At 43.1% G+C, this 25,142-nt stretch carries 20 protein-coding genes; 11 read left to right on the top strand and 9 right to left on the bottom strand.

Features of this window, described 5'->3' with window-relative positions; genetic code table 11:
* The 6 genes from gloB to ACGF7G_RS13100 all read left to right on the top strand — a co-directional run bounded on the left by gloB (window position 1) and on the right by ACGF7G_RS13100 (window position 6,658).
* Window positions 1-753: a hydroxyacylglutathione hydrolase gene (gene gloB, locus ACGF7G_RS13075; RefSeq protein ID WP_133815490.1), complete on the top strand. Its 753-nt coding sequence runs from the start codon at window positions 1-3 to the stop codon at window positions 751-753.
* 71 nt (window positions 754-824) lie between these two features.
* Entirely contained in the window at window positions 825-2,186 is a 1,362-nt protein-coding gene (gene mltD / locus ACGF7G_RS13080) for a murein transglycosylase D (RefSeq protein WP_387466020.1), read from the top strand.
* Between the two features lie 176 nt (window positions 2,187-2,362).
* Window positions 2,363-2,626 (top strand): antitoxin, encoded by a 264-nt coding sequence (locus ACGF7G_RS13085; protein WP_133815492.1) that lies wholly within the window; start codon window positions 2,363-2,365, stop codon window positions 2,624-2,626.
* 2 nt (window positions 2,627-2,628) lie between these two features.
* Complete coding sequence (locus tag ACGF7G_RS13090) at window positions 2,629-3,018, top strand: type II toxin-antitoxin system VapC family toxin (RefSeq protein WP_387466023.1); 390 nt, start codon at window positions 2,629-2,631, stop codon at window positions 3,016-3,018.
* Between the two features lie 918 nt (window positions 3,019-3,936).
* Entirely contained in the window at window positions 3,937-4,872 is a 936-nt protein-coding gene (locus ACGF7G_RS13095) for a 2OG-Fe(II) oxygenase family protein (RefSeq protein WP_387466025.1), read from the top strand.
* 574 nt (window positions 4,873-5,446) lie between these two features.
* Window positions 5,447-6,658 (top strand): MFS transporter, encoded by a 1,212-nt coding sequence (locus tag ACGF7G_RS13100; protein WP_387466027.1) that lies wholly within the window; start codon window positions 5,447-5,449, stop codon window positions 6,656-6,658.
* A gap of 92 nt (window positions 6,659-6,750) precedes the next feature.
* Here ACGF7G_RS13100 and ACGF7G_RS13105 read toward each other — a convergent pair whose 3' ends face one another.
* The 3 genes from ACGF7G_RS13105 to pyrG all read right to left on the bottom strand — a co-directional run bounded on the left by ACGF7G_RS13105 (window position 6,751) and on the right by pyrG (window position 11,462).
* Complete coding sequence (locus ACGF7G_RS13105; RefSeq protein WP_387466028.1) at window positions 6,751-8,136, bottom strand: SLC13 family permease; 1,386 nt, start codon at window positions 8,134-8,136, stop codon at window positions 6,751-6,753.
* Between the two features lie 315 nt (window positions 8,137-8,451).
* The gene (eno, locus tag ACGF7G_RS13110; protein ID WP_387466030.1) at window positions 8,452-9,753 is read right to left on the bottom strand and encodes a phosphopyruvate hydratase; all 1,302 of its coding nucleotides are present in this window, start codon (window positions 9,751-9,753) and stop codon (window positions 8,452-8,454) included.
* A gap of 71 nt (window positions 9,754-9,824) precedes the next feature.
* On the bottom strand, window positions 9,825-11,462 hold the full coding sequence (gene pyrG / locus ACGF7G_RS13115) for a glutamine hydrolyzing CTP synthase (RefSeq protein WP_387466032.1): 1,638 nt from the start codon (window positions 11,460-11,462) through the stop codon (window positions 9,825-9,827).
* A gap of 355 nt (window positions 11,463-11,817) precedes the next feature.
* On the opposite strand from pyrG, the gene ACGF7G_RS13120 reads away from it, so the two are divergent.
* From ACGF7G_RS13120 to dkgA, 5 genes are all read left to right on the top strand, one after another.
* Window positions 11,818-12,285 carry a restriction endonuclease fold toxin 5 domain-containing protein gene (locus ACGF7G_RS13120; RefSeq protein ID WP_387466034.1) on the top strand — a complete coding sequence of 156 codons (468 nt, stop codon included), beginning with the start codon at window positions 11,818-11,820 and terminating at the stop codon, window positions 12,283-12,285.
* 13 nt (window positions 12,286-12,298) lie between these two features.
* Window positions 12,299-13,021, top strand: a complete 723-nt coding sequence (locus ACGF7G_RS13125; protein ID WP_387466036.1) for a hypothetical protein — start codon at window positions 12,299-12,301, stop codon at window positions 13,019-13,021.
* Window positions 13,022-14,135: 1,114 nt separating this feature from the next.
* Window positions 14,136-14,630, top strand: a complete 495-nt coding sequence (locus ACGF7G_RS13130; protein ID WP_387466038.1) for a type II toxin-antitoxin system YhaV family toxin — start codon at window positions 14,136-14,138, stop codon at window positions 14,628-14,630.
* A gap of 108 nt (window positions 14,631-14,738) precedes the next feature.
* Window positions 14,739-15,410, top strand: a complete 672-nt coding sequence (locus tag ACGF7G_RS13135; RefSeq protein WP_387466040.1) for a DedA family protein — start codon at window positions 14,739-14,741, stop codon at window positions 15,408-15,410.
* A gap of 290 nt (window positions 15,411-15,700) precedes the next feature.
* A complete protein-coding gene (gene dkgA / locus ACGF7G_RS13140) occupies window positions 15,701-16,573 on the top strand; it encodes a 2,5-didehydrogluconate reductase DkgA (RefSeq protein ID WP_387466042.1) in 873 nt (290 codons plus the stop codon).
* Window positions 16,574-16,680: 107 nt separating this feature from the next.
* Here the strand turns inward: dkgA and ftsP are convergent, their stop codons facing one another.
* From ftsP to cpdA, 6 genes are all read right to left on the bottom strand, one after another.
* On the bottom strand, window positions 16,681-18,099 hold the full coding sequence (ftsP, locus tag ACGF7G_RS13145; protein WP_387466044.1) for a cell division protein FtsP: 1,419 nt from the start codon (window positions 18,097-18,099) through the stop codon (window positions 16,681-16,683).
* A 380-nt stretch (window positions 18,100-18,479) separates the two neighbouring features.
* The gene (locus ACGF7G_RS13150; RefSeq protein ID WP_387466045.1) at window positions 18,480-19,223 is read right to left on the bottom strand and encodes a 1-acylglycerol-3-phosphate O-acyltransferase; all 744 of its coding nucleotides are present in this window, start codon (window positions 19,221-19,223) and stop codon (window positions 18,480-18,482) included.
* A gap of 56 nt (window positions 19,224-19,279) precedes the next feature.
* Entirely contained in the window at window positions 19,280-21,541 is a 2,262-nt protein-coding gene (gene parC, locus ACGF7G_RS13155) for a DNA topoisomerase IV subunit A (RefSeq protein ID WP_387466047.1), read from the bottom strand.
* A 43-nt stretch (window positions 21,542-21,584) separates the two neighbouring features.
* Window positions 21,585-23,480: a DNA topoisomerase IV subunit B gene (parE, locus tag ACGF7G_RS13160; RefSeq protein WP_387466048.1), complete on the bottom strand. Its 1,896-nt coding sequence runs from the start codon at window positions 23,478-23,480 to the stop codon at window positions 21,585-21,587.
* 72 nt (window positions 23,481-23,552) lie between these two features.
* Complete coding sequence (yqiA, locus tag ACGF7G_RS13165; protein ID WP_133815505.1) at window positions 23,553-24,158, bottom strand: esterase YqiA; 606 nt, start codon at window positions 24,156-24,158, stop codon at window positions 23,553-23,555.
* 131 nt (window positions 24,159-24,289) lie between these two features.
* A complete protein-coding gene (gene cpdA / locus ACGF7G_RS13170; RefSeq protein ID WP_387466070.1) occupies window positions 24,290-25,129 on the bottom strand; it encodes a 3',5'-cyclic-AMP phosphodiesterase in 840 nt (279 codons plus the stop codon).
* Window positions 25,130-25,142 lie beyond the last annotated feature (13 nt).

The raw sequence follows: 25,142 nt of genomic DNA on the forward strand, positions 1-25,142 counted from the left end.
ATGGAGCTTATCAGCATTCCGGCCCTTTCGGATAATTACATTTGGTTACTTTGTGATGAAGATAGACACACTGTAATTATTGATCCGGCAGAATCACAACCGGTTCTTGATACCTTGAAATCCCGTGGCTGGATACCCGATGCAATTTTACTTACCCATCATCATCACGATCATGTTGGTGGCGTCCCTGGGATTATTGATCAATTCCCTGATCTGCCAGTATACGGCCCAGAAGAAACCCAGAACAAAGGTGCCACAATAATAGTACGTGGCGGTAATAGCATCAATTTTGGTTGTTTTTCTTTTCTGGTTATTGATGTTCCAGGCCATACTCTGGGACACATTGCTTTTTATCAAGCCCCTTATCTCTTTTGTGGGGATACATTGTTCTCTGGTGGCTGCGGACGTCTCTTTGAAGGCACCGCAGAACAGATGTACGCATCTATAGGAAAAATAGCTGAATTGCCTGATGACACACTGATCTGTTGCGCCCATGAATATACCATTTCTAATATGAAGTTCGCTCATGCTGTTTTGCCCAATCAGACTATCAGCGAATACCAGCAAAAAGTAACTAAAATGAGGGAAAATAATCAACCAACAGTACCAACCACGTTACAAACTGAGAAAAAAATCAATATTTTCTTAAAATGTGATGATATTGATTTACAAAGAAATATTGGGATCACACCGCACTCTCAACCGCTTTCCAGCGTTTTCCGTCAGCTAAGAATACAAAAAGATCAATTCTGATTTAGATAGTTGCTATATCAAGCCAAGATAAGTATTATTGCTCGTCTTTTAAGCAACTATAAAAATTAATTATGAAGACAAAAGCGATTCTGTTCGCATCTGTCTTGCTGGTTGGCTGTCAATCCGGACCTGATTGGTCAATGACAGCCAAGCAACGGGTACAGAATTCGTCTTCAACGAATCTAAAAACAGGCAAGATAGCAGCAACTGATGGCACCAATCAGTTTGCTGCCTGGAAGGATGGCGATCCCAGCGCTCAACAGGAGCTGTGGAGATACATCCGTGATGAGTTGAGGATGCAGATCCCTGATAATTACAGGGTTCGTGAACAACGAAATTATTACCTGAAAAACAAGAGCTATCTCCACGATGTCACTTTACGGGCTGAACCGTATATGTACTGGATAGTCAGGCAAATCAAGCAGCGCGATATGCCCATGGAACTGGTACTGGTACCCATAGTGGAGAGTGCTTTTAACCCGCATGCTACCTCACGCGCTAAAGCGGCAGGTCTGTGGCAGATTGTCCCGGATACGGGTCGCAATTACGGTCTCACTCAGGATAAATGGTACGACGCACGCCGAGACGTTGCTGCCTCAACAACTGCCGCCCTGAATCTGTTAAAACGCCTGAATAAAATGTTCAATGGTGACTGGTTATTGACTATTGCGGCTTACAACAGCGGCGAAGGCCGTGTTATGCGCGCAATGAAAGAAAATGCAGCAAAAGGTAGACCAACCGATTTTTGGTCCTTATCGCTGCCAAGAGAAACTGCGCGCTATGTATCTAAAGTTCTCGCGCTCAGTGATGTCATCCGTCACAGTGATAAATATGGTATTACACTGCCAAAATCCAATGATCAACGAGCACTTGATCAGATTGATGTTGGTCAGCAAATCACACTGTCTCAAGCCGCAGAAATGGCGGGCATGTCCCTGACATCCATTAAAGCATATAACCCTGGATATAAACGGGGAGTCACATCACCTAACGGTCCGCATTACATCATGCTGCCAAAGGCAAAAGTTGATCAGTTTAAAAACTCGTTGGCAAATGAAACTATTCTGGGCAATATGCGTCAGGAAGTTGCGAAGAACAACCGGCGGATAAATAAGCAAAATCAATATAAAGTTCGCTCAGGTGATACATTATCCGCTATTGCAAAACGGTTTAATGTTTCCACCCGTGAATTACAACGCATAAATAATCTGAGAACCACCAAACTGTTGAAAATTGGACAAGTATTAAGAATAAATAATGACAATGCCATTATTTACCGTGTCCGCCAAGGGGATTCAATTGCCAGTATCTCTAAACGTCACGGTATCAATATTAAGGATTTAATGAACTGGAACGATGGCATAAAAACAACAGATATAAAACCAGGAATTGAACTAACGCTTTATATCGATGAATATTATGATGAAGCATAAAGCCTTTTCCGGCAATTGTTTGTTGTTAAAGAAATATAATAGATGGCCCTCCCTTAGGGCCATTTCTTCATAAATTTCAACCGTAAAAGGCACGACCCAGCATACTAAAACATATGCTTTGACATATGCCTACTTGTGGCCTATGCTTTAGCATATGATTAGAGAAGGAGATTACGATGGAAAGAATCGCGAAACTATTTAAAAATGGCCGGAATCAAGCGGTAAGATTACCCGTCGAATTTGAGTTTGATACAGACCGTGTATATATTCGTCGAGACGATAACGGTAATATTATCCTGTCAAAACAACCAGCCAAACCAGATAATTTAGAGCATTTTTTCAATTTACTTGAAAAGACAACTGTACCTTCAACATTTCTAGATGCTGATGAACGGCAGCAAGGAATAGCAGATCGTGATCCGTTTGCTGGAGTGAAATAATAATGTATATGTTGGATACAAATACAGTTAGTTATCTATACCGGAAACATCCACAAGTTATAGCAAAAATGAAATGTACGCCACTGTCAGAAATATGCATTTCCAGTATTACTGAAGCTGAATTACTTTACGGTATTGCTAAACATCAAAATAGAGTGCTGAAAGCCACGGTACATGTCTTTTTAGATTCCATTAAAGTTTATGATTGGGATAGTGAAGCTGCGGCAAGCTACGGCACTCTAAGAGCTGCTATGGAAAAGAAAGGGAAAGTTATGGGGGCACTCGATCAACTTATCGCCGCTCACGCACTTAGCCGAAGGATCACTATGGTAACGAACGATAAAGCGTTTTCAATGATACCGGATTTGTCCCTTGAAGATTGGACATTATAAAAATAAAACCAGGAAATATCCGGCTCATAGAAATAATTCCATTACTCAGCTTTTGCAGCAACTTTACAATAAAACCTCTGGAAGCTTTGTTGTTTTTTAACGATATAATTAGGAGATAATAATTTCAACAACAAATTAATTCATAAAAAAGTGAAAGAAAAAATAGTCATCACTATAGGAAAATATAATTCAAAGAAAACATTATCTAATTGAGAAGGATTCAATTAGTCAAAATTCACAACACAGTTGTATAATAATATTTTTATTGAAAATGACAGTCAGGTTATTTACCTACACTTTTAACCTTAGAAGATCGAGTCTGAATTTACAATCCTTTGAAATCACTATTCTTAAATAGATTTTAATTGAAATAAATCATTTGTTATTTTCTCAATATAGAGAATTAAAATAGAATTAATAAAAATCATAAAGAAATTTCATTTATAAATCATCGTATTTAAAAATTAATAACAAAAAATTACACATATAACCAAATGATTTATAAAGCTTTATTCCAATTGCTTTCCATAAAGAAAATATATTGTGTGTTTTTTATTTTTATCATTTGCATTTTAATTCTTTCTATGCCATACATTAATTACATGCAGTAAAAACGTTAACCATATTCAATTAATGTGGTTTCGTTGATGTTTGTGGCTGTAATAGATAATTACGATGTCATCCTTTTCTAAAAAATGCTCAATATAGAGCAGGTATAAATCTACTTTTGGCTCCTATTATAATAGCCAAAGATATTTATCAATACGATAACGATGGCGTTCTTACATCTATAGAATCATTTCTCGATTTTCAGAAGGGAAAAGGAAAGCTGATGAAATTGATTATGAATTTCATCCAAAAATCGAGAATATTCACGGATAAAACAAAAGTTCTTTCTCCATACCAAGGACCATGACTATGAAAACCTCACCAACAACGCGAACTCCGGTGAAACTACCATCAATACTATCCGAAAGCGTAGCCTTAAAAATGTATAAATCAGCAAATATGGCACGAGCCCATCTGGAAGGTGATAATCTTATTTTCGCTGACAGTGACGGATTTGACCGGGCCCTCCGGTATGGTTTTTTCCTCCTGAAAGCGCCATCCTATATAAATTTTGAACATGGAGATCGATTTGCACACCACTTCTTTGAACCCGTCACAGAAGGTGATCTTCGACCCTATACGGGATTTAAATCATGCACTCTTTCTACCGATTACGAAGGTTATTACGACAGAAAACATGATCAATGGGAAAGTTTCTTCGTCGAACGAAAACACTGGGACCTTATTCCATCTGAGGTCGCTACACTAGGCCGCCACATGGCATACGTAGGTATATGTATACTACGATCAGTGTTAAACCATGTTGGTATTCCTCGCAGGGACTGGGAATTAGTCACTGATGGCCTTTCAGAAGGCCTAGGGCACCAGATGTTCGGGTTTAATCACTACCGTTCAGAGAAAGCAACCAGAGGTTCTAAGTTTCATCGCGATTTAGGATGGGTGACAGTCCTAAGAACAACCGAACGCGGCCTTTTGGCCTATATAGATAATGAGCTTTTGGCTATCGATCCGGCTCCAGGCTACCTAATAATTAACTTTGGTAGTTCGATGGAAGTGCTGACAGAAAATTTAACGAGGAATGTTCGGGCCAATGTGCATGGTGTTGTTCGCACAGAACGAAATGGACAGCGCGACAGGATGTCATATGTGATGCTTTTAGACAACAATCTGACCAGTCATATCTACAAACACTCTCCCCAAGGTCCAATCAGAGTTCAATCCTTCGAAGAATTTGCTGTTCAGGAAACGGGTCGGACATTCGATGATAGTGATGGTAATTTGTAGATATTTTACACATAATCAATCTGAGGAGTAATAATATAAATAATAGATATGAATGAGCATGGCCAAAATAAAAAATACAAACATGATAAAGGTCTGGCCCTTGAAACAAGTTTTGAAGATTTTGTGACTGCTCCCCACCTTATCAAAGATAAGGGTTTACGGGACCCTGTAAATAAAACTCTTCAGAATACGTATGAACAACATACTCAAGGGCTTTATTAATTCAGCTTAAAGAACAAACCTGCTCTCTATGGACGTCAGGTGTGCCAAATTCACTTAATCCTCATGTAATCAGATAGAGAGCATCAAATACTAATCTCAGGCGGATTCGACTAATAAGTGCAAGCTTTCTTTGCCCGGTATATTGCTAACAATCTTATACCCTCCTTTTTCCCAACCGCTCTTGTAGTACCTAATACTTTCACTATCACTCCTTTATCCTTTCTAATTTGGCTTGGTATTTCCTCCCTTCTGCGTATTTCACAACAGCTTTTCTCTGTCACCGGTCCATCAGGCTTTATCGCAAGAAATAGATGAAATAAACCTTATATCCATACGGAGTAAAATTGAATTTATGAAAAATAAAACACAACATCCACCAACGTTAAGACAGAATACAAACTATACGTTTTTATTTATCCTTTCAGTCACCGTATTCTTCGTCGGCACGACCGAATTCATGTTATCGTCCATGCTTACCCCTCTCGCAGTAGCCTTCGGGACAACTGCGGTCGGTGCCTCCTGGCTGGTATCCAGCTATGCATTTTCCTACGCTCTGGCAGCACCTATATTTGGATATTTTTCAGATCGTATTAACAGAAGCGGATTACTTCTGAGCGCTTTGTTGTTTTTCGCCGCAGATGGCCTCGCTATCATTCTTGCGCCTACCCTTGAGATCGCGATCGTACTACGGATTTTTGGCGGTATAGCATCAGCGGTAATCATACCCACAGTATTTGCCTTGATCTCCGATATCATTCCTTATAATCATCAAGCGGGCGCTATGGGCAGCGTAATGATTGGTATGACTTTCGGTATTGCATTTGGTCCAGCTTTAGCCGGAATACTCACGGATCTCATCAATTGGCAAGCCCCCTTTTTATTTAGCTCACTTGGCTGCATCATCACATTTGTCGCCGGGTTTTACTGTTTTCCGACACAAACAGCATCAAAAAAGCCTGTAGGGCGGCAATTAGTCTGGTTTCGGCAATGGTCAATTATCAGACCACTCATTGCAAAAGGGGCCTGGAATGGTGCCGGTGTCTCTGCTTTTCTTCTGTCGGGAGAAGTTTTGCGTCAACGGTACGGATTTGGTCCAACCGAAATCGGCTTGACCGTGATAGCCTTTGGCGTCGGTCTGGGGATAGGGAATATCTCAGTTGGTGGGCTTCGCAAGCTTTGTGGTCGAGAAGAAGCGACTTTAGTCGTTATCAGTCTGCTACTAACTAGTGTGATCTCAGTTTTCATGCTCGTTCCAATTACACTCTTCGGTTCATTGGAATGTTTGATATTTTGGGGAATCGCACTTGGTGCTGGAGCACCTTCAAGTACAGTGGTTTTGGTGACAAGAGCAAGTGCTAATAAAGGTATGGTTTTGGCCTTTGCAGAAACGTTCAATAATCTGAGCATTTTGAGTTTAGTGCCATTAGCCATGACAGGACTAGCCACAGCAGGCCCACACGCTGCAATGGTTGTATTATCGGTAGGATTGGTTATCGGTCTTACATTAACAATATTAGATTTCTGGCTGACTCGTTCCAAAAATTCAGCAAACTCTTTGGTATGAATTCTTTACCCTCTGGCTTTATCTCCCGGCCGGAACATCAGGCAGGGTCGTTATACATTGTAGCGCTCAAAGGGCATCGATTAAATTTTCAGTTACAGCCAGAAAAACCAGGCAAACAGCGAGATGATCGCGACACAGGCAATATTCAGCACTATACCCACTCTTACCATTTCAGCCTGTTTGATATAACCGGAGCCGAAAACAATGGCATTAGGTGGTGTTGCAACCGGTAGCATAAAAGCACAGGATGCCCCGAAACCGATAATTAGTGTCAAAGTCACTACCGGCATACCCAACGCTTCCGCAACCGTTGCAAATACCGGTACCAGCAGAGCGGCACTTGCGGTATTACTGGTGAATTCAGTCAAGAAAATGATAAACGCCGCCACCGCAATAATAATCACAAACCAGTGGCTGGCACCGAAAGTAGCGGCCATACCGTTTGCCATAATCTCACTGGCACCTGAGTTTTTCAGAATGGCACTTAACGTCAGGCCCCCACCGAACAACATCAATACACCCCATTCGGTGCTATTCTGAATTTGGGACCAACTCGCTACACCGGTTATACCAATCAAAATAGCCGCACCGATTGCAATAATGGTATCCAGATCTTTCACGCCCCCCAGAGCAGAACCGATCACCGAGCTAAAGATCCAGCAAAACACAGCTAACAGAAAAATCAGCATGGTAATCAGACGTTTACCTGTCCAATCAAGTTCTTCCAGCTTCATGTCGAATTTATGATCCAAATTCGGACGTAGCATCAGATACATTAAGCCGATCATCATTGGCATCAAAATAACAACCAGTGGAATACCAAACTTCATCCAACTGAAAAAATCGATACCCAGTTGAGCTGCCGCAATCGCATTCGGCGGGCTACCAACCAGCGTGCCTAAACCACCAATACTTGCACTGTAAGCCACACCCAATAATACAAAGACAAAAGTGTGACGCTCAGTGCGTACATCCAGATTAGACAAAATACCTAATACTAATGGCAGCATCATCGCGGCGGTCGCTGTGTTGCTGATCCACATAGAAAGACCGGCAGTCACACCAAACAGCAACATCACTGCGACAGACAAACGTCCACGGGCAATCATCAGCAGACGGTTAGCAATCAGTCGATCCAATCCTTGTATGTGCAGTGCCGTTGCCAGTGCAAAACCACCAAAAAACAGGAAGATGATAGGATTGGCAAAAGATTTCAACGCGTCTCCCGTATTCATCAATCCCATGCCAACCGCCAGAAGCGGAATACATAACGCAGTAATAGTGACGTGGATAGCTTCGGTAAGCCATAGCACGCCAACAAATACCATCAGTGCCAAACCCGCATTAGCTTTTTCATCAAACGGCAAGACATTGAGCAGAATAAACAGCAATACAATATCAGCAGCCAGAATGATTAAGCCTTTTTTATTTGAGAAATTTGACCTAATGGCTGGGGTTAAAGATTCAGAAGCATCCATGGTGACTCCATTAGCGCCGGTGATATCTTATCCACCATTGCTACAATTGTTAAAAAAATACAAGGCGTGTGAATATAAGGAGTCTTTTCTAGGAAGAAAACGCAGTTCTTTGCATTTTGGGATCTAAAACGTTGGAATTGACTAATAAAATCATAACAGATGGTATTTTATACAATTTTTTTGTTTTTACATCACACTATTACGTCTTTTTAGGTATAGGCGGTCACTGCATTTTATGCAAGCTTGCAGACATAAAAAAACAGGAGAGTTTTACCCCTCCTGTTAATATCAATCATTTTTAGCTTTGATTACCGATTAAGCTTGGCCTTTTACTTCTTTTAGACCATAGAAAGGAGCGCGATTACCCAAAGCTTCTTCGATACGGATCAGTTGGTTATATTTAGCAACCCGATCAGAACGGCTCATAGAACCCGTTTTGATCTGACCTGCTGCTGTACCTACTGCCAGATCAGCAATGGTCGCATCTTCAGTTTCACCGGAACGATGAGAGATGACGGCGGTGTAACCCGCCTCTTTTGCCATTTTGATCGCGGCCAGCGTTTCAGTGAGAGAACCAATCTGGTTGAATTTAATCAGAATAGAGTTAGCAATGCCTTTCTCAATACCTTCTTTCAGGATTTTAGTATTGGTCACGAACAGATCGTCACCAACCAACTGAATTTTCTCACCCAACACTTTAGTTTGGTAAGCAAAACCGTCCCAGTCAGATTCATTCAAGCCATCTTCGATAGATACGATTGGGTATTTTCTGGTCAAATCTTCCAGGTAATGAGTGAATTCCTGAGAAGTGAAAGTTTTACCTTCACCTTTCAGTTCATAGTTACCTGTTTCTGAGTTGTAGAATTCAGAAGCGGCGCAATCCATCGCCAAAGTGACATCTCTGCCCAAAACATAACCTGCCTGCTCTACCGCTTCTTTGATCGCGGCCAGCGCGGCAGCGTTAGATTCTAGGTTAGGTGCATAACCCCCTTCGTCACCAACGGCAGTGCTCATCCCTTTCGCTTTCAGAACTTTAGCCAGGTTGTGGAACACTTCAGAACCGATACGAACTGCTTCTTTCAGCGTTTTTGCGCCAATCGGCTGAATCATAAATTCCTGGATATCAACATTGTTATCCGCGTGCTCACCACCATTGATGATGTTCATCATTGGCAACGGCATAGAGAATTTACCTGGAGTACCATTTAGTTCAGCAATGTGCTCGTACAACGGCATACCTTTCGCCGCTGCCGCTGCTTTAGCATTAGCCAAAGAAACCGCCAGAATCGCGTTAGCACCGAATTTAGATTTGTTTTCAGTACCATCCAGGGTGATCATGATTCTGTCGATGTTAGCCTGATCTTTAGCATCCTGACCGATAACTGCCTGGGCAATGGATCCATTTACTGCATCAACAGCTTTCAGTACACCTTTACCCATAAAACGGGATTTGTCACCGTCACGCAGTTCCAACGCTTCGCGGGAGCCGGTAGATGCGCCAGATGGCGCAGCCGCTAAACCAACAAAGCCCCCTTCCAGATGCACTTCTGCTTCTACGGTTGGGTTACCACGAGAATCAATGATTTCACGACCGATCACTTTAACGATTTTGGACATTAGGTTTTCCTCAGTACAAGTTACATTTCAGGTAAGTGACGGAACACCTATACCGCCACTTACTGCACATCTTATTTGAGCTGGCCTTTCTGGTATTTACCGGCTGCTTTAACAAAACCGGCAAACAGCGGATGACCATCACGAGGAGTGGAAGTAAATTCTGGGTGGAACTGACAAGCTACAAACCAAGGATGGTCTGGGATCTCAATAATTTCCACTAATTTATTGTCTACTGAACGACCAGCTACCCGCAGGCCGGCATTTTCAATACGTTTCAACAGCAAATTATTAACTTCATAACGATGCCGATGGCGCTCAACAATGGTATCTGCCCCATACAAAGTATGAACCAGACTGTCTTTTGTCAGGTGGCATGGCTGACCACCTACACGCATCGTTCCACCGAGATCACTCTCTTCGCTACGCACTTCTAAATTACCTTCCTCATCACGCCATTCGGTGATCAGGCCGACAACCGGGAACCGGCAATCAGGTTCGAATTCTGTTGAGCTGGCTTTTTCCAAACCCGCAACATGACGTGAGAACTCAATCAATGCCACTTGCATACCGAGACAGATCCCCAGATAAGGGATTTTATTCTCGCGGGCATAGCGGGCTGTCATGATTTTGCCTTCCACACCACGACCACCGAAACCACCAGGCACCAGAATCGCATCCAGCCCCTTGAGTAATTCAACGCCACGGGTTTCAACATCCTGAGAATCAACCAGCTTGATATTAACCGTCAGACGATTTTTCAATCCACCGTGCTTCAACGCTTCAATCACAGATTTGTACGCATCAGGCAATTCAATATACTTACCCACCATGCCGATAGTCACTTCACCGGCAGGATTCGCTTCTTCGTAAATGACCTGTTCCCATTCGGACAAATTTGCTTCCGGGCAATCAAGGCTGAATCGTTTACAAATATAATCATCTAAACCCTGAGATTTCAATAGCCCTGGGATTTTATAAATGGAATCAACGTCTTTCAGGGAGATAACCGCTTTCTCCGGCACATTACAGAAAAGGGCAATTTTTGCCCGTTCATTAGCAGGAATAACGCGATCTGAACGACAAATCAGGATATCCGGCTGAATACCAATAGAAAGCAACTCTTTTACAGAATGTTGGGTTGGCTTGGTTTTGACTTCCCCAGCCGCAGCCAGATAAGGAACAAGCGTCAGGTGCAGATATAGAGTGTGTTCACGGCCAACTTCTACAGCCATTTGACGAATCGCTTCAAGGAATGGTAGAGATTCAATATCGCCGACGGTACCGCCGACTTCTACCAACACCACATCATGACCTTCACCACCGCTGATGATGCGATCTTTGATTTCATTGGTGATGTGAGGAATAACCTGAACGGTCGCGCCTAGATAGTCGCCACGACGCTCTTTACGCAAAACTTCGGAATAAACCCGGCCAGTGGTGAAATTATTACGGCGGGTCATTTTAGTGCGGATGAAACGCTCATAGTGACCTAAATCGAGATCAGTTTCAGCGCCGTCTTCGGTAACGAAAACTTCCCCATGCTGGATTGGGCTCATCGTCCCCGGATCGACGTTGATGTACGGATCCAGTTTCATAATAGTGACATTGAGTCCACGGGCTTCAAGTATAGCGGCCAAAGAGGCTGCGGCAATGCCTTTACCCAGAGAGGATACGACCCCGCCGGTCACAAAAATATAATTAGTTTTCATGCTGAACCTGAAAGTTTAGGTTTAAAGATGATGGATACAACCAGGACGGGAAAGCAGTATACCCGAACCTTAAATTCGCTACAAATAATCTGCACGCAATAAAGGTATTTTCTCCCACACTTCAACTAAAAAACTTCTCTCATTAACCTCAGCACTGCTTAAACACAGGTACATGCACAAACTTCATCTTTCTTGAAGCCAAACTTTATTGTTTCTACTCAATATCGAATGATTTTATTGCCTTAATTGATTAAAAAACAGCATTATTGCTTCTCGCGTGATCGTTTGGCACAAATTGCATACAGAGCAAAGACCCAATATAAGTAATAACAGCTTATGGTTAAAGAGCTACGTCATGATTAAACTCACTCAGGAACAGTTCAATAAATTTATTGATGCAGAGGACGATGCTTATATTGAAAAAGTGAATCCTGGCTGGGAAAGTACCCGCTCATATTCGCAGGTTACCCTTGATTATCAACTCCAGATCGCCAAAACCGTTTACAAACCAGACGCAAAACTCATACAAGTATGGGAATGTCTGGGTGTCAGTTTTGATGGCTGGCGACCAAAAGCCTGCCTGTTTCTGGAATCTAAGGCTAAATATGATCAGTTTTTTAGGAAGGGAGAACCAATGGGATGGTGGACGGGGGATGAACCCATAAAAGATCAAGGAAGGCGACAACAAGACGTGTGTGTCTCATTAAACGGTATTCCACGCACTCACTGGCATTTTATGGAGCCTGTGAGCGCTACTTATTATTCACAGGAATTTTCTGAATTCCACAATATTAAAGTATTTCATACCCCTTTACTCGGATAGTGTGAGGCAATTCATGGCTATTTTATCAACAAAAATAAAACTGTATTTTGACCTGAAAAAACCTTTGACTCCACAAGTAATACTGACTGATTTATATCGAATTACTCAACAAATCGATCACTTTTTTGGCTGTCATAAAACCTGGTATTTAACTGGACATACCCGTAAGGAAGCATTGGAGCATCCTGTTTTTGAAAAACAACACCCGACAGAAAAAGCGGTCCAGGAATTTGAAAAAAGTTATAAAAAAAATTTTCCTTTTATAGGAAAAAAAATCTGGGATGGTGAAGTTGATGATCTTGCTTGTTCCCTATTTTATGAAAATTACCGTAGTGACAAACTAGGGAAAACCAAGGTAACAATAAATCTCAACATTGACGAAAAAGAGTTTCAATTTTCACGGTTGATTGATTTTATCACCTTTTTGGTTTTCAGCCGTAATGCCCCTTATATTATAGTAGAAACTAACGGTTATACCTTGAAGCGAAACCAGGTCTTCCCCGACAGGTTAAGTGTAGGGTGGATGATTTATTTACCCACGGTCATAGAACCCTCATTGTTACCAATGGCAAAAGAAATCTTGCCTGTTTCTAATGATAAAGAACCATTGGGTACATTAATTATCACTAAAAAAGGCATTTTTGACGGTGAAAATCAGGACGATATTGATAAAGCCAATGATATTGAAATTCAGTTAGTGAATTTAGGATTACTACCGTTAATGACTGAGATTTAAATAATGTTTAAGTCACTGAACCTTATTTAAACGGTATTTCACACGCTTTATCTAAATGTGATAAAACAGCGGTTAAGAAAAGCTGTTTTTCGGTTGTCAATGTGGTTTTAAAATCTGGAAAAAAAGAACAAGCACATCATGAAAAAACAGGTGAAAACTTTAATTATTAAAAGTAAAAAGCAGTGATTAAGTTTTTTTAAAGCGGGTAAAAGATTCGATGTTCTGCTGGCATTGAAAGAAAAAACATCAGGAAAAACAGGTTTTAAATTGATTAATAAGGCGAAAAATGACAACGTTAATCCAATAACAAAAACATGATATTATATTAAAAAATTTAACAGGATCAATCGCATTAAAAAATTAGCCGTAAAAAAACATGAAAACATTTTAAAAAGATTAAAAATCATTAAAAATCATTAAAAACTTTATTTAACCAGTAGATTTAAATCAATAAATGAGTATTAAAGCGTTTTCTTGCCGTTATTTTACAAAGTAAGCCATAAAAAGTAGATAAAACGGTTAATTTTTCCGTATTTAAGCCCTGAAAAAAACGAGATTATCCGAAAAAACATAAAGAGATATTTTTATATCATCAGACTATTTACTGGCTGATTTATAACAATAAAAACCGGGTATGATTCATGTTTTACGTTTAACCAATGTTAATCATATTCGTTTTTTATCTTTACTGGCGTTGTTTTACTGGCAATTATGAACAGTTTTTATAAGTCTTTTATCTTCATAAATCAATCCGTAAATAGCTTGGTGGTATAAAGATACCCCGTTATGTTTTTTCGAATAATATTCTTTTTCTCGCTGATTTATTTTAAGTTTTCTATTAATGGTTAATGTAATTTAAAAAATTGCACTTATAGTTAAATCCGTCTTTTATATAAAAGCTTTAATACATCTGTTTTCGTGCTTTTAAATGGTTATGACAGGACAGGTAAATGTAAAATAAGCGAAGGATAACGTCGCTGATAAATACATTAAGGAAAATCCTGAACAAATACAACAATTAAGTGAACAGCTCATCAACCAGGCAAAGTCACTTACCGCAGGAATAGACATAGTTCTAAATAACCCACTATCTGCTGACGATGAGTAAATGATTATGTACGATCGAGTATGTGTAATAAACGGATGGGCTCTTTTTACCCATCCGGGTTTTATAGAACAATTGAAACAAATAATAGATAAAGTCGAACAACTTCAACAGAAATATCCAAATAACTATCTGAAAAAAAATGATACAAAACGTTTGGCTGCAATCATAAAATTCATTACTGAAATTATTCCCAGTGACCCAACTAATATAGCCTTTCGTTTGAGTCATACATTAGGTGGCAAAAGAAAACACTGGCTCAGAGCAAAATTCATCCAACAATATCGACTCTTTTTCCGTTTTCACACCGAAAGTAAAATGATTATCTTCAGTTGGGTGAATGATGAGAGAACAAAAAGAGTGTATGGTGATCAACATGACGCTTGCAAAGTATTTGGTGAAATGCTTAACGCTGGACGCCCACCAGATGACTGGAATTCACTTTTAAAAGAATCGATCGATTCACCACACTTATCTACCTTTATTGATGAACACCAACCATAAGTTTTCCCCAGTAAGGGATCAAATCAAGCTATGCTTGAAATTTTACGGTAAACTGACTTTTATAATGCAATTGCAATAAATTCACTTATAACAGTCACAGGATAAACAATGGAAGTGCTAAACGAGATCATGCAAGCATTATGGCAGCATGATTTTTCCAAACTTGCCAACCCCGATGTTCTCTGGATTATTTATGGCATTCTGTTTGTAACACTGGTTCTGGAAAATGGTTTATTACCCGCCGCTTTTCTGCCCGGTGATACGCTATTAATCCTCGCCGGTGCGTTGATTGCCAAAGGGGTAATGAGTTTTATCCCAACCGTTTTCATTCTGACAGCCGCAGCAAGTATCGGTTGCTGGCTCGGCTATCTTCAAGGAAGATGGCTCGGTGATACTAAACGGGTTAAAGGTTGGTTGGCACACCTTCCTATTCAGTACCGCCAACGGGCCAATATGCTGTTTTTCAAGCATGGCCTGCCCGCTTTGCTGGTTGGCCGTTTTCTGGCTTTTGTCCGTACTCTGTTACCAACACTGGCAGGTATATCCGGGCTCAACAGTAAGCGTTTCCAAATTTTCAACTGGCTGAGTGGCTTACTATGGGTGGTCATCATGGTCGGTTTTGGTTATCTCCTCAATCAGATCCCGTTTGTTAAGAATCATCAGGATCTGGTGATAAACATTTTGATCATTCTACCCATTGTGCTGCTGTTAAGTGGTTTAATTGCCTCTCTGCTGATGTACTGGCACCACAGGAAAATCACTGCGGTAAAACGTAAATAAAAGTCATTATGGTTTACAAGCTGCAACAGGATTTTTATTCTTAACTTAATGCGTCAATATTATGTGAACTGCGGCCCAGTCAATGGGTGATATTCCTGGTGTCGCCGCTCCATAAAACCGATCAATTCATGTATTGAGCCATATCTTAGTCAAAATACATGGCTTAGATCACGCCCGTCGTATTACTTTCTTCAATTACCTTTAACATCAACTTAATATCAACCACCCTGTTATGAGGCTGCATTATTCATTTTAGCTGATATTTTAAATCTATCTTTTAGGAGGTAGTCATGGACAATCAACCAATCATCAGACTTGCTGACGGCAACCAGATGCCCCAATTGGGGCTTGGGTCATGGGCCGCAGATAATCAACAGATAGCGGCAGCAATCCATACTGCTCTGGATATCGGTTATCGGGCAATTGACACCGCCGCGATTTACAATAATGAGAAAGGAGTAGGCAAAGCGCTACAAGAAACAGATATCCCGCGTGAAGATATCTTTGTCACAACCAAATTGTGGAATGACCGGCATCGTGATGTTCGCGCCGCTTTGACAGAAAGTCTGGAAAAGTTGCAACTGGATTATATTGATCTTTATCTCATGCACTGGCCTGCACCACCGCAGGATCAATATGTAGAAGCCTGGCAGCAATTTATTGAATTACAGAAAGAAGGGCTTATCCGCAGTATCGGAGTTTCTAACTTCCATACCGAGCACCTCCAACGGCTGATCAATGAAACTGGCGTTCATCCCGTGATTAATCAGATTGAATTACACCCACTACTGCAACAACGCCAGCTTCATGCCTGGAATGCCACTCACAATATCGTTACCGAATCCTGGAGTCCGCTGGCACAAGGTGGTGAAGGTGTATTCGATAATCAATTGGTTCAACATCTGGCACAAAAGTACAGCAAAACACCGGCTCAGATAGTTCTCCGCTGGCATATTGATAACGGTATGATTGTGATCCCAAAATCAAGCACGTTATCAAGAATCAAAGAGAATTTTGACGTGTTCGACTTCAAATTGGACAAAGAAGATCTGACCGCGATGACCGCACTGGATATCGGTAAACGTCTGGGACCAAGCCCTGAGACATTCGTTGATTTCAGTGAGTTCAGCCATTTGCTTGATTATATTGATTTTGATAATTAGTACTGAATTCATATGGTGATAATGGGTAAAAGGGTGAGAACATGCGCGGTATCAATACCGCGCTTCGGTTTTACCCAACCATTATCACCAACCTCGGTTTTCACTTATTAACTGGCAGGTATGGTCACTAATTGTCCAATAGAGCCGCGATCGGCCATTTCCAAGATCTGGCTGTAATACAGAAATGGGAAGTGTTTATAAGATGGTTGGTTCATATAAACCAGTAATTCCACGCGTCCATCAACCCAGACAGTATCTTTCCAACCATAATCCTGTGGCTGAGGCGTCTCACCATTGTGATTAATCACTTTAAACTGCACACCGCCAATATGGAACGGCTGTGGGAAGGTTGCATTTACGATCCAACGCTCCCATGTTCCCTGCTGGCTGGTAATATCTACCCGGTTCATATCCCACAACATGCCGTTAATTCCTGGCGTATTACCATCAAGATAAATTTCCCGGTTACGGATGACGTTAGAAACCGGCATAACATCATCGACCAGACGGGATGGCAAAGCATCTGTCACTAAAGATAACAAACCTGTCGGTTTAATGGTCAGAACAGTGCTGGAAATCAGCATAGTAGACGATTCAAACAACCCACGCAGCCTGTCAAGTATGCCGGCTGATTCACCCGCGGTAACAGAAACTTCATCCCCCTCTGACATATCAATCAATACTTCACGCCGTTCACCTGGCGCAAGGGACAGTTGCGGAACAGCGACCGGCGCAGGTAACAACCCCAAATCGGTGCCTATCATATAGAAAGGACGGCCATCACTGATCTGTAGCTGATATCGGCGGGCATTGGATGCATTCAGTAAACGCAGACGGATCCAACCACGAGATACCTCAACAAAAGGATTCTGTACGCCATTCACCAGCAATATATTACCGATAAACCCACCACCCGCGACGGGTTGATACTCAGGAACACCAAAATTATCCAGCCGTTTGTCCTGCAAAATAACCGGGAAGTCATTCACACCATAATGTTTTGGCAACGGCAAATTACGGCTGGTTTCATCTTCCACCAGCCACATACCAGCCAAACCGTTATAAACATGGGGTGCCATCCGGTCAGGGGTATTGGCGTGATACCAGCACGTCGCCGCCTGCTGACGAATAGGCAACACCGGCGACCAATCAGCCCCTGGAGCAATTTGACGGGCAACCCCGCCGGTCAGCGTTCCCGGTAATTGCAATCCGCTGACGGTCATTGAAACTGGCTCCGCCAACCGATTACTGTATATCAGTTTGACATCATCGTTTTTATGAACCCGTACCGTCGGACCAAGATATTGACCATTAATCCCCCACACACTGGTTTTATATTGTCCACCAAAAGTCCAGTGCGCTTTTTGTAAAGTCAGAAATAGCGGCTGCCCACCACGGGATTCCAATAAAGGGGGAATCGGCAAGGCAGTTTGCTGATTTTTGCTGGCCCCAACTACAAAAGGAGCGGCTCCGATACACATTGCCAAGCCTGATGCCTGAATAAATTGGCGCCGACTAAATGACATATTTTCTCCGCGACAAACCTAATGAAATTCCGGGTATTATGTGTCTCAGAAATACCTGAAATATTGCAATCATTCACCTGGAAGCTAATAACTCATTATTGAAGTTATTAAAGTTTATTATCCTTTTGATTGCATTTAACAAAAGTATTATTTATCAAGCGCTCATCATAACGCGAATAGACAGGGAATTAAACTATCCGAATGCATTACACGAATCTATCTCTGTAAGCGATCAGTACATATCATTTCTATACAATACATTGCGGACACGGATAACAGACAAAAATCCTCACATATGCCAGATATGTGAGGATTAAAGTACGTTCGTTTTTGTCAGGTCCACTCTTTATTACAAAAAAGAGGGCAAACAAGATAACTTATTATGAGTACCTACCCTGCTTCTTCATTGCCGCTAATTCCTCATCCAGCGCGTCTATTTTGTCTTTCATCATTTGATGACAATACTCTGCCAATTCACGCACTTGCTCTTTGGTATATCCAGAAGTATCAATGGGTGGCAACATTTCCACAATAACGGTGCTATTATTCCAGCGATTCAACTTAATATTGCCATTCGTGATGGAAGAGACACAGACCGGGATAATCGGCACTCCCGCAGAGATAGCCGCATGGAAAGCCCCCGTTTTAAACGGCAGTAAGCCACGGCCACGGCTGCGCGTTCCTTCCGGGAACATCCAGACAGAAATACGGCGCTTTTGAATCTGCTCGACAACCTGAGTAATAGTGCCGTGTGCTTTAGCTCGGTTATTTCGATCAATCAGGATATTACCTGTCAGCCAATAAAGCTGACCAAAAAATGGGATCAACACCAGACTTCTTTTACCTACCGTCACCGTGCCCGGCTGAACCGCATTGGACATGGTTATCATGTCATAGTTGTTCTGATGATTGCCTATATAGATACTCGGACCATAATTTTTGGCGTCAGCAGGAATACGCTCAATTATTTTGATGCCAAATATTTTCGACAACCGACCAAACATATTACCAAATACCATGACATGGTCCGGATTACGGGGTTTAAATAAACAGTAAATACCACCACAGACACACACTACAATCGAAAACAGAATAACAATAATGCCACGAATAATAGCTAACATAGCCGCCTCTTGTTTAACGGGCCCTCACTCAAGCCCGTTAGTTTCATTTAATCCTACTATTTGGTTACACCGATAGCAGAGGGTGGTGTATCAACCTGAACCCGCTCAATACGTTGCAACCCACGAGGTAGAGATGTTCCTTTACGCCCACGCTCTGCACGGAATTTCTGCAAATCTTCAGGACGCAGTGTCAGTTTACGTTTACCAAAGTAAAGTGTAATAGACGATTGTGGCGGTAGTACCAATAACCAACTCAATAGATCATTTTCTGGCGCTGACTGAACTGAGATGATCTTATTTCCTTTCCCTTTGGAAAGCTGAGGTAAATCCGCAACCGGGAACATTAACATTCGGCCTGCACTGGTGATTGCCAGTAGCATATCATCCTGCGCGTTATTTATTTCCAGCGGCGTCATGACACCCGCATTTTCCGGCAATGTAATCAGTGCCTTACCTGCCCGGTTTTTAGCTACCAGATCACTAAAGGTACAGATAAAACCGTAACCGGCATCAGATGCCATCAAAAATTTCTGTTCATCCGGTGCCATCAGTACATGTTCTACTGTTGCACCTGCGGGCAGCGTCAATTTACCCGTCAGTGGCTCCCCTTGACCTCTGGCAGAAGGCATATCCCGTGGATCAAGAGAGTAACTACGCCCGGTTGTATCAATAAAGACCACCGGCTGATTGCTCTTACCACGAGCGGTGCCACGAAAGCTGTCGCCTGCTTTGTAATTCAACCCGGCCGGATCGATATCATGACCTTTTGCACTGCGCACCCACCCCATCTCTGACAAGACGATGGTCACCGGCTCGCAAGGTGTGATGTCGTGTTCACTCATGGCCTTGGCTTCATCACGTTCCCTCATTGGAGAACGACGCGCATCACCATAAGTCGCCGCATCAGCAATAATCTCTTTCTTCAATAACGTGTTCAGCTTGCGCTCAGAACCTAAAATTGCCTGTAACTTATCACGCTCTTTTGCCAATGCATCCTGTTCGCCACGGATTTTCACCTCTTCCAGTTTCGCCAAGTGGCGTAATTTCAGCTCAAGAATGGCTTCTGTCTGAGTCTCACTTAAACCAAAACGTTCCATTAACACCGGTTTTGGCTCATCTTCACTACGGATAATGTGGATGACTTCATCAATATTGAGAAACGCGATCAGTAAACCTTCCAGCACATGCAGGCGTTTAAGGACTTTTTCCAGACGATGATTCAAACGCTTACGGACCGTTTCCCGGCGAAATACCAGCCATTCGGAAAGGATTTCAACCAAACCTTTCACCGTCGGGCGGTTATCCAATCCAATCATATTCAGGTTGACGCGATAACTCTTTTCCAGATCGGTTGTCGCGAACAGGTGGTTCATGACCTGCTCCAAATCCACCCGATTTGTGCGCGGAACAATCACCAAGCGGGTTGGGTTTTCATGATCAGATTCATCACGTAAATCATCAACCATAGGCAATTTTTTAGCCCGCATCTGGTTGGCGATCTGTTCCAGCACTTTGGCACCAGAAACCTGATGTGGTAGCGCAGTGATCACCACATTGCCATCTTCTTTTGACCAAACTGCACGCATCCGTACCGAACCGCGGCCACTTTTATAAATTTTACGAATATCTTCGGGCGACGTGATGATCTCCGCTTCGGTCGGATAATCAGGCCCTTTAACGTGTTCCATCAGCTCATCAAGGGAGCTTTGTGGCTTATCCAGCAGCGTTACCAGTGCATTGACCACTTCACGAGCGTTATGAGGTGGAATGTCTGTCGCCATACCAACCGCAATACCGGTGGTACCATTCAGCAGAATATTTGGCAAACGCGCCGGCAGCATTTTCGGTTCTTGCAACGTGCCGTCAAAGTTTGGCACCCAGTCAACGGTGCCGTGCCCCAATTCCGTCAGCAGCAACTCTGCGTATTTGGACAGACGGGATTCGGTATAACGCATTGCGGCGAAAGATTTGGGATCATCCGGTGCCCCCCAGTTCCCTTGTCCATCCACCAGCGGATAACGGTAAGAAAATGGCTGCGCCATCAGCACCATAGCTTCATAACAAGCACCATCACCATGTGGATGGTATTTACCCAATACATCACCTACGGTACGGGCGGATTTCTTAAATTTAGCGGTATTATTCAGCCCAAGCTCTGACATGGCATAAACAATACGGCGCTGAACCGGTTTCAAACCATCACCGATAAAAGGCAGCGCCCTGTCCATGATGACGTACATGGAGTAGTTCAGATAAGCGTTTTCAGTAAATGAATGGAGCGGCAAACGCTCCACGCCATCGTGAGTTATCTCACTCATTCGTTAATTTCCTCAGAATCTTCTTTGACTATCGCTGTGGGCGTTACACTTCAATTTCCACAGTGTCACCCTTATCTTGCAGCCAGTTACGGCGATCTTCTGAACGCTTCTTCGCCAGAAGCATATCCATCACCGAGAAGGTTTCCTGGTAGTTTTCATCATTGATAGTCAATTGCACCAAACGGCGAGTATTCGGGTCTAACGTCGTTTCACGCAGTTGCAGCGGGTTCATCTCACCCAACCCTTTAAAGCGCTGTACGTTAGGCTTACCCCGTTTGCGGCTCAGGCGATCCAGCACCGCGCTCTTTTCCTCTTCATCCAGTGCGTAATACACTTCTTTACCCAAATCGATACGATATAACGGTGGCATTGCCATATAAACATGGCCATTCTTAACCAATGTTGGGAAGTGGCGAACAAACAGTGCACACAGCAGCGTCGCAATATGCAAGCCATCCGAATCGGCATCCGCCAGAATACAGACTTTACCATAGCGTAACTGGCTGAGATCACTGCTATCCGGGTCGATGCCAATAGCGACTGAGATATCATGGACTTCCTGTGACGCTAACACTTCATCCGAAGAGACTTCCCAGGTATTCAGAATTTTCCCTTTCAACGGCATGATCGCCTGATATTCACGATCACGAGCCTGCTTCGCCGAGCCGCCCGCAGAATCCCCTTCCACCAAAAATAACTCAGTGAGATTCAGATCCTGTGATGTACAGTCAGCTAATTTTCCCGGCAACGCAGGGCCACTGGTCAGTTTTTTACGCACAACCTTTTTCGCGGCACGCATTCTGCGCTGTGCGCTGGCGATTGCCAATTCCGCCAATTGCTCGGCTTCCTGAACATTCTGATTCAGCCACAAGCTGAAAGCATCTTTGACGACACCAGAAACAAAGGCAGCGGATTTACGGGAAGAGAGACGTTCTTTCGTCTGACCGGCAAATTGCGGGTCCTGCATTTTTACAGACAGAACGTAAGCACAGCGATCCCAAATATCATCAGCAGAAAGCTTCACACCACGTGGCAGGATATTGCGGAATTCACAAAATTCACGCATGGCATCCAGTAACCCCTGACGCAACCCGTTTACATGGGTCCCCCCCTGCATCGTCGGGATCAGGTTCACATAACTTTCAGCCAGGAGTTCTCCCCCTTCCGGCAACCAGAGCAGCGCCCAGTCAACCGCTTCGGTTTCACCGCTGAAAGTACCGACAAAAGGGGTTTCCGGCAATGTTATCAGGCCATTAACCGCCGCCATCAGATAGTCGGTCAGACCATCGGCATAACACCATTTTTGCTCGGTATCGTTGATTTTATCTTTAAAAACAATTTCCACCCCCGGACACAAAACCGCTTTCGCTTTCAGCAGATGCGTCAAACGAGAAACTGAGAAACGCGGGCTGTCAAAGAAACTGTCATCAGGCCAGAAGTGAACACTGGTACCGGTATTGCGTTTACCACAACTACCGAGCACTACCAGCTCCTGCACTTTATCGCCATTCTCAAAAGCGATTTGATAAACCTGGCTGTCACGGCGGACGGTGACTTCAATCCGCTTGGACAACGCGTTAACCACCGAGATCCCCACACCGTGAAGACCACCGGAAAACTGATAGTTTTTATTAGAAAATTTACCACCGGCATGTAAACGGCTCAGGATCAGTTCAACCGCTGAAACCCCTTCTTCCTGATGGATATCAACCGGCATACCACGGCCATCATCAATGACCGCCAGTGACTGATCGCTATGAAGGATCACTTCAATATGTTTAGCGTGACCCGCCAAGGCTTCATCCACGCTGTTATCGATCACTTCTTGCGCCAAATGGTTCGGACGAGTTGTATCAGTGTACATTCCCGGACGACGGCGAACCGGCTCCAGACCACTGAGAACTTCAATGGCATCTGCGTTGTAACTAGATTGAGTCATGTTGTAATTCTGTCGGTTGCTTCTTGATTAAAGGGCTAATCAGTTTTGTATACTGTTGATAATACCAGTCGTTCAAACATTTTTGGCAAGTTTTTTCTCGCCATCACTGGAAAACCCAAGAAAGTTGATGATTTGCGGGAAATAGTGCTCAAACCCGATAAAAGTGTGATTACCACCAGATTCAATAGTTTGCTTACATAATACAAGATAGGCAACAGCCTGACGATAATCCAGCACCTCATCCCCGGTTTGCTGCAACAACCAGATAAGATCCGGTGACTCTAGCGGTTCAATATGCATGATTTTGAGATCATGAATATGTCGCTGTTCCAAAATATACCGTTGATGGGTATAGGGGTTAATATTTTCCCCAAGATAATCGCGCAGTAACTCAAACGGGCGAACCGCCGGATTGACAACCACTGCGGGCAAACTGAAACATTGTGAAAGCCATATCGCCAGATAACCGCCGAAAGAAGAGCCAACAATACCCAAATCACCGGCACGTTCCACCACCAGATTTTCCAGCAATTCAGCCGCGTCTTCAGGATAAGGCGGTAACTGAGGCACCAGCATGTCAATTTCAGGATGATGCTGATGCAGCCACTTTTTCAGGGCATTTGCTTTTACGGATTGCGGGGAACTGTTAAAACCATGCAGATAAAGTAATGTTGACATCAGGCTGTATCCCTCAATTGTGCGTAAATACCACTGGCCGCTATGCTCCTGTGCGATAAGCCACAAATTGTGAGGCTTGGCAGACCCAATAAGCAGAGGGTAACACAGCGGCACAAGGAGACAACCACAACCTAGTATCCATCCGAATCTAAATCAGGGCAGAATTCATTGCTCTCCAATCTGTGGACCTGAGTTGTCAAACCAAATTCACCACGGTCAGAAATAGACAATTCGAGATAACGCCACCCCGGAGCGACGGTATCAAGCGTAAAATTAGTGCAGTGTGGCTTGAATTGCACGCTTGTTGATGGTGTCGCCATCATATGGATGCCATTCCAATCCAGATCCATCTCCTGATGGATATGCCCACAAAGCATCGCTTTAACCCGGGTATAACCTTGCAGGTACTCAGCCAAGATGTGTGAATTACGCAAACTATGCTGATCCAGCCAGGTGCAACCCGATGGTAATGGATGATGATGAAGCAGGATCACCGTGTAACGTTCAGGATACATATCCAGGCACTTTTTCATCCATTCAAGCTGATATTCTGACAGCTCTCCGTGCGGAACACCCGGTACCTGACTATCCAGCATTAGGAGTTGCCAGTGCTCACCGACCAAAATCTGTTTCGACGGAGAAACGCCCGCAGCTGCCAGGGCATCCACCATAGCAGGCTGGTAATCATGATTACCGGGCAACCAGACACAAGGCGCAGGCAAACGGGCAATACCCGCAGCAAAATGCCAATAGGCTTCCAGCGACTGATCCTGTGCCAAATCACCTGTCGCAACGATTAAATCAATATCAGCATTTTGTTTGAGGATGGCATCCAGCACCGCGTGATAACTGCGATAAGTATTAATACCCAACAAAGTCTCTTCTTTGCCGGCAAAAAGATGCGTATCTGTTATTTGCAATATTTTGGCTGTGGTTCCTTCTACCACAGGCAGTTCAAACTGGCTTTCCAAATGGTTTCCTTGT

Origin of the sequence: Photorhabdus sp. RM323S, assembly GCF_042879375.1 — a bacterium.
In the GTDB taxonomy this organism is placed as follows: Bacteria; Pseudomonadota; Gammaproteobacteria; order Enterobacterales; family Enterobacteriaceae; genus Photorhabdus; species Photorhabdus tasmaniensis.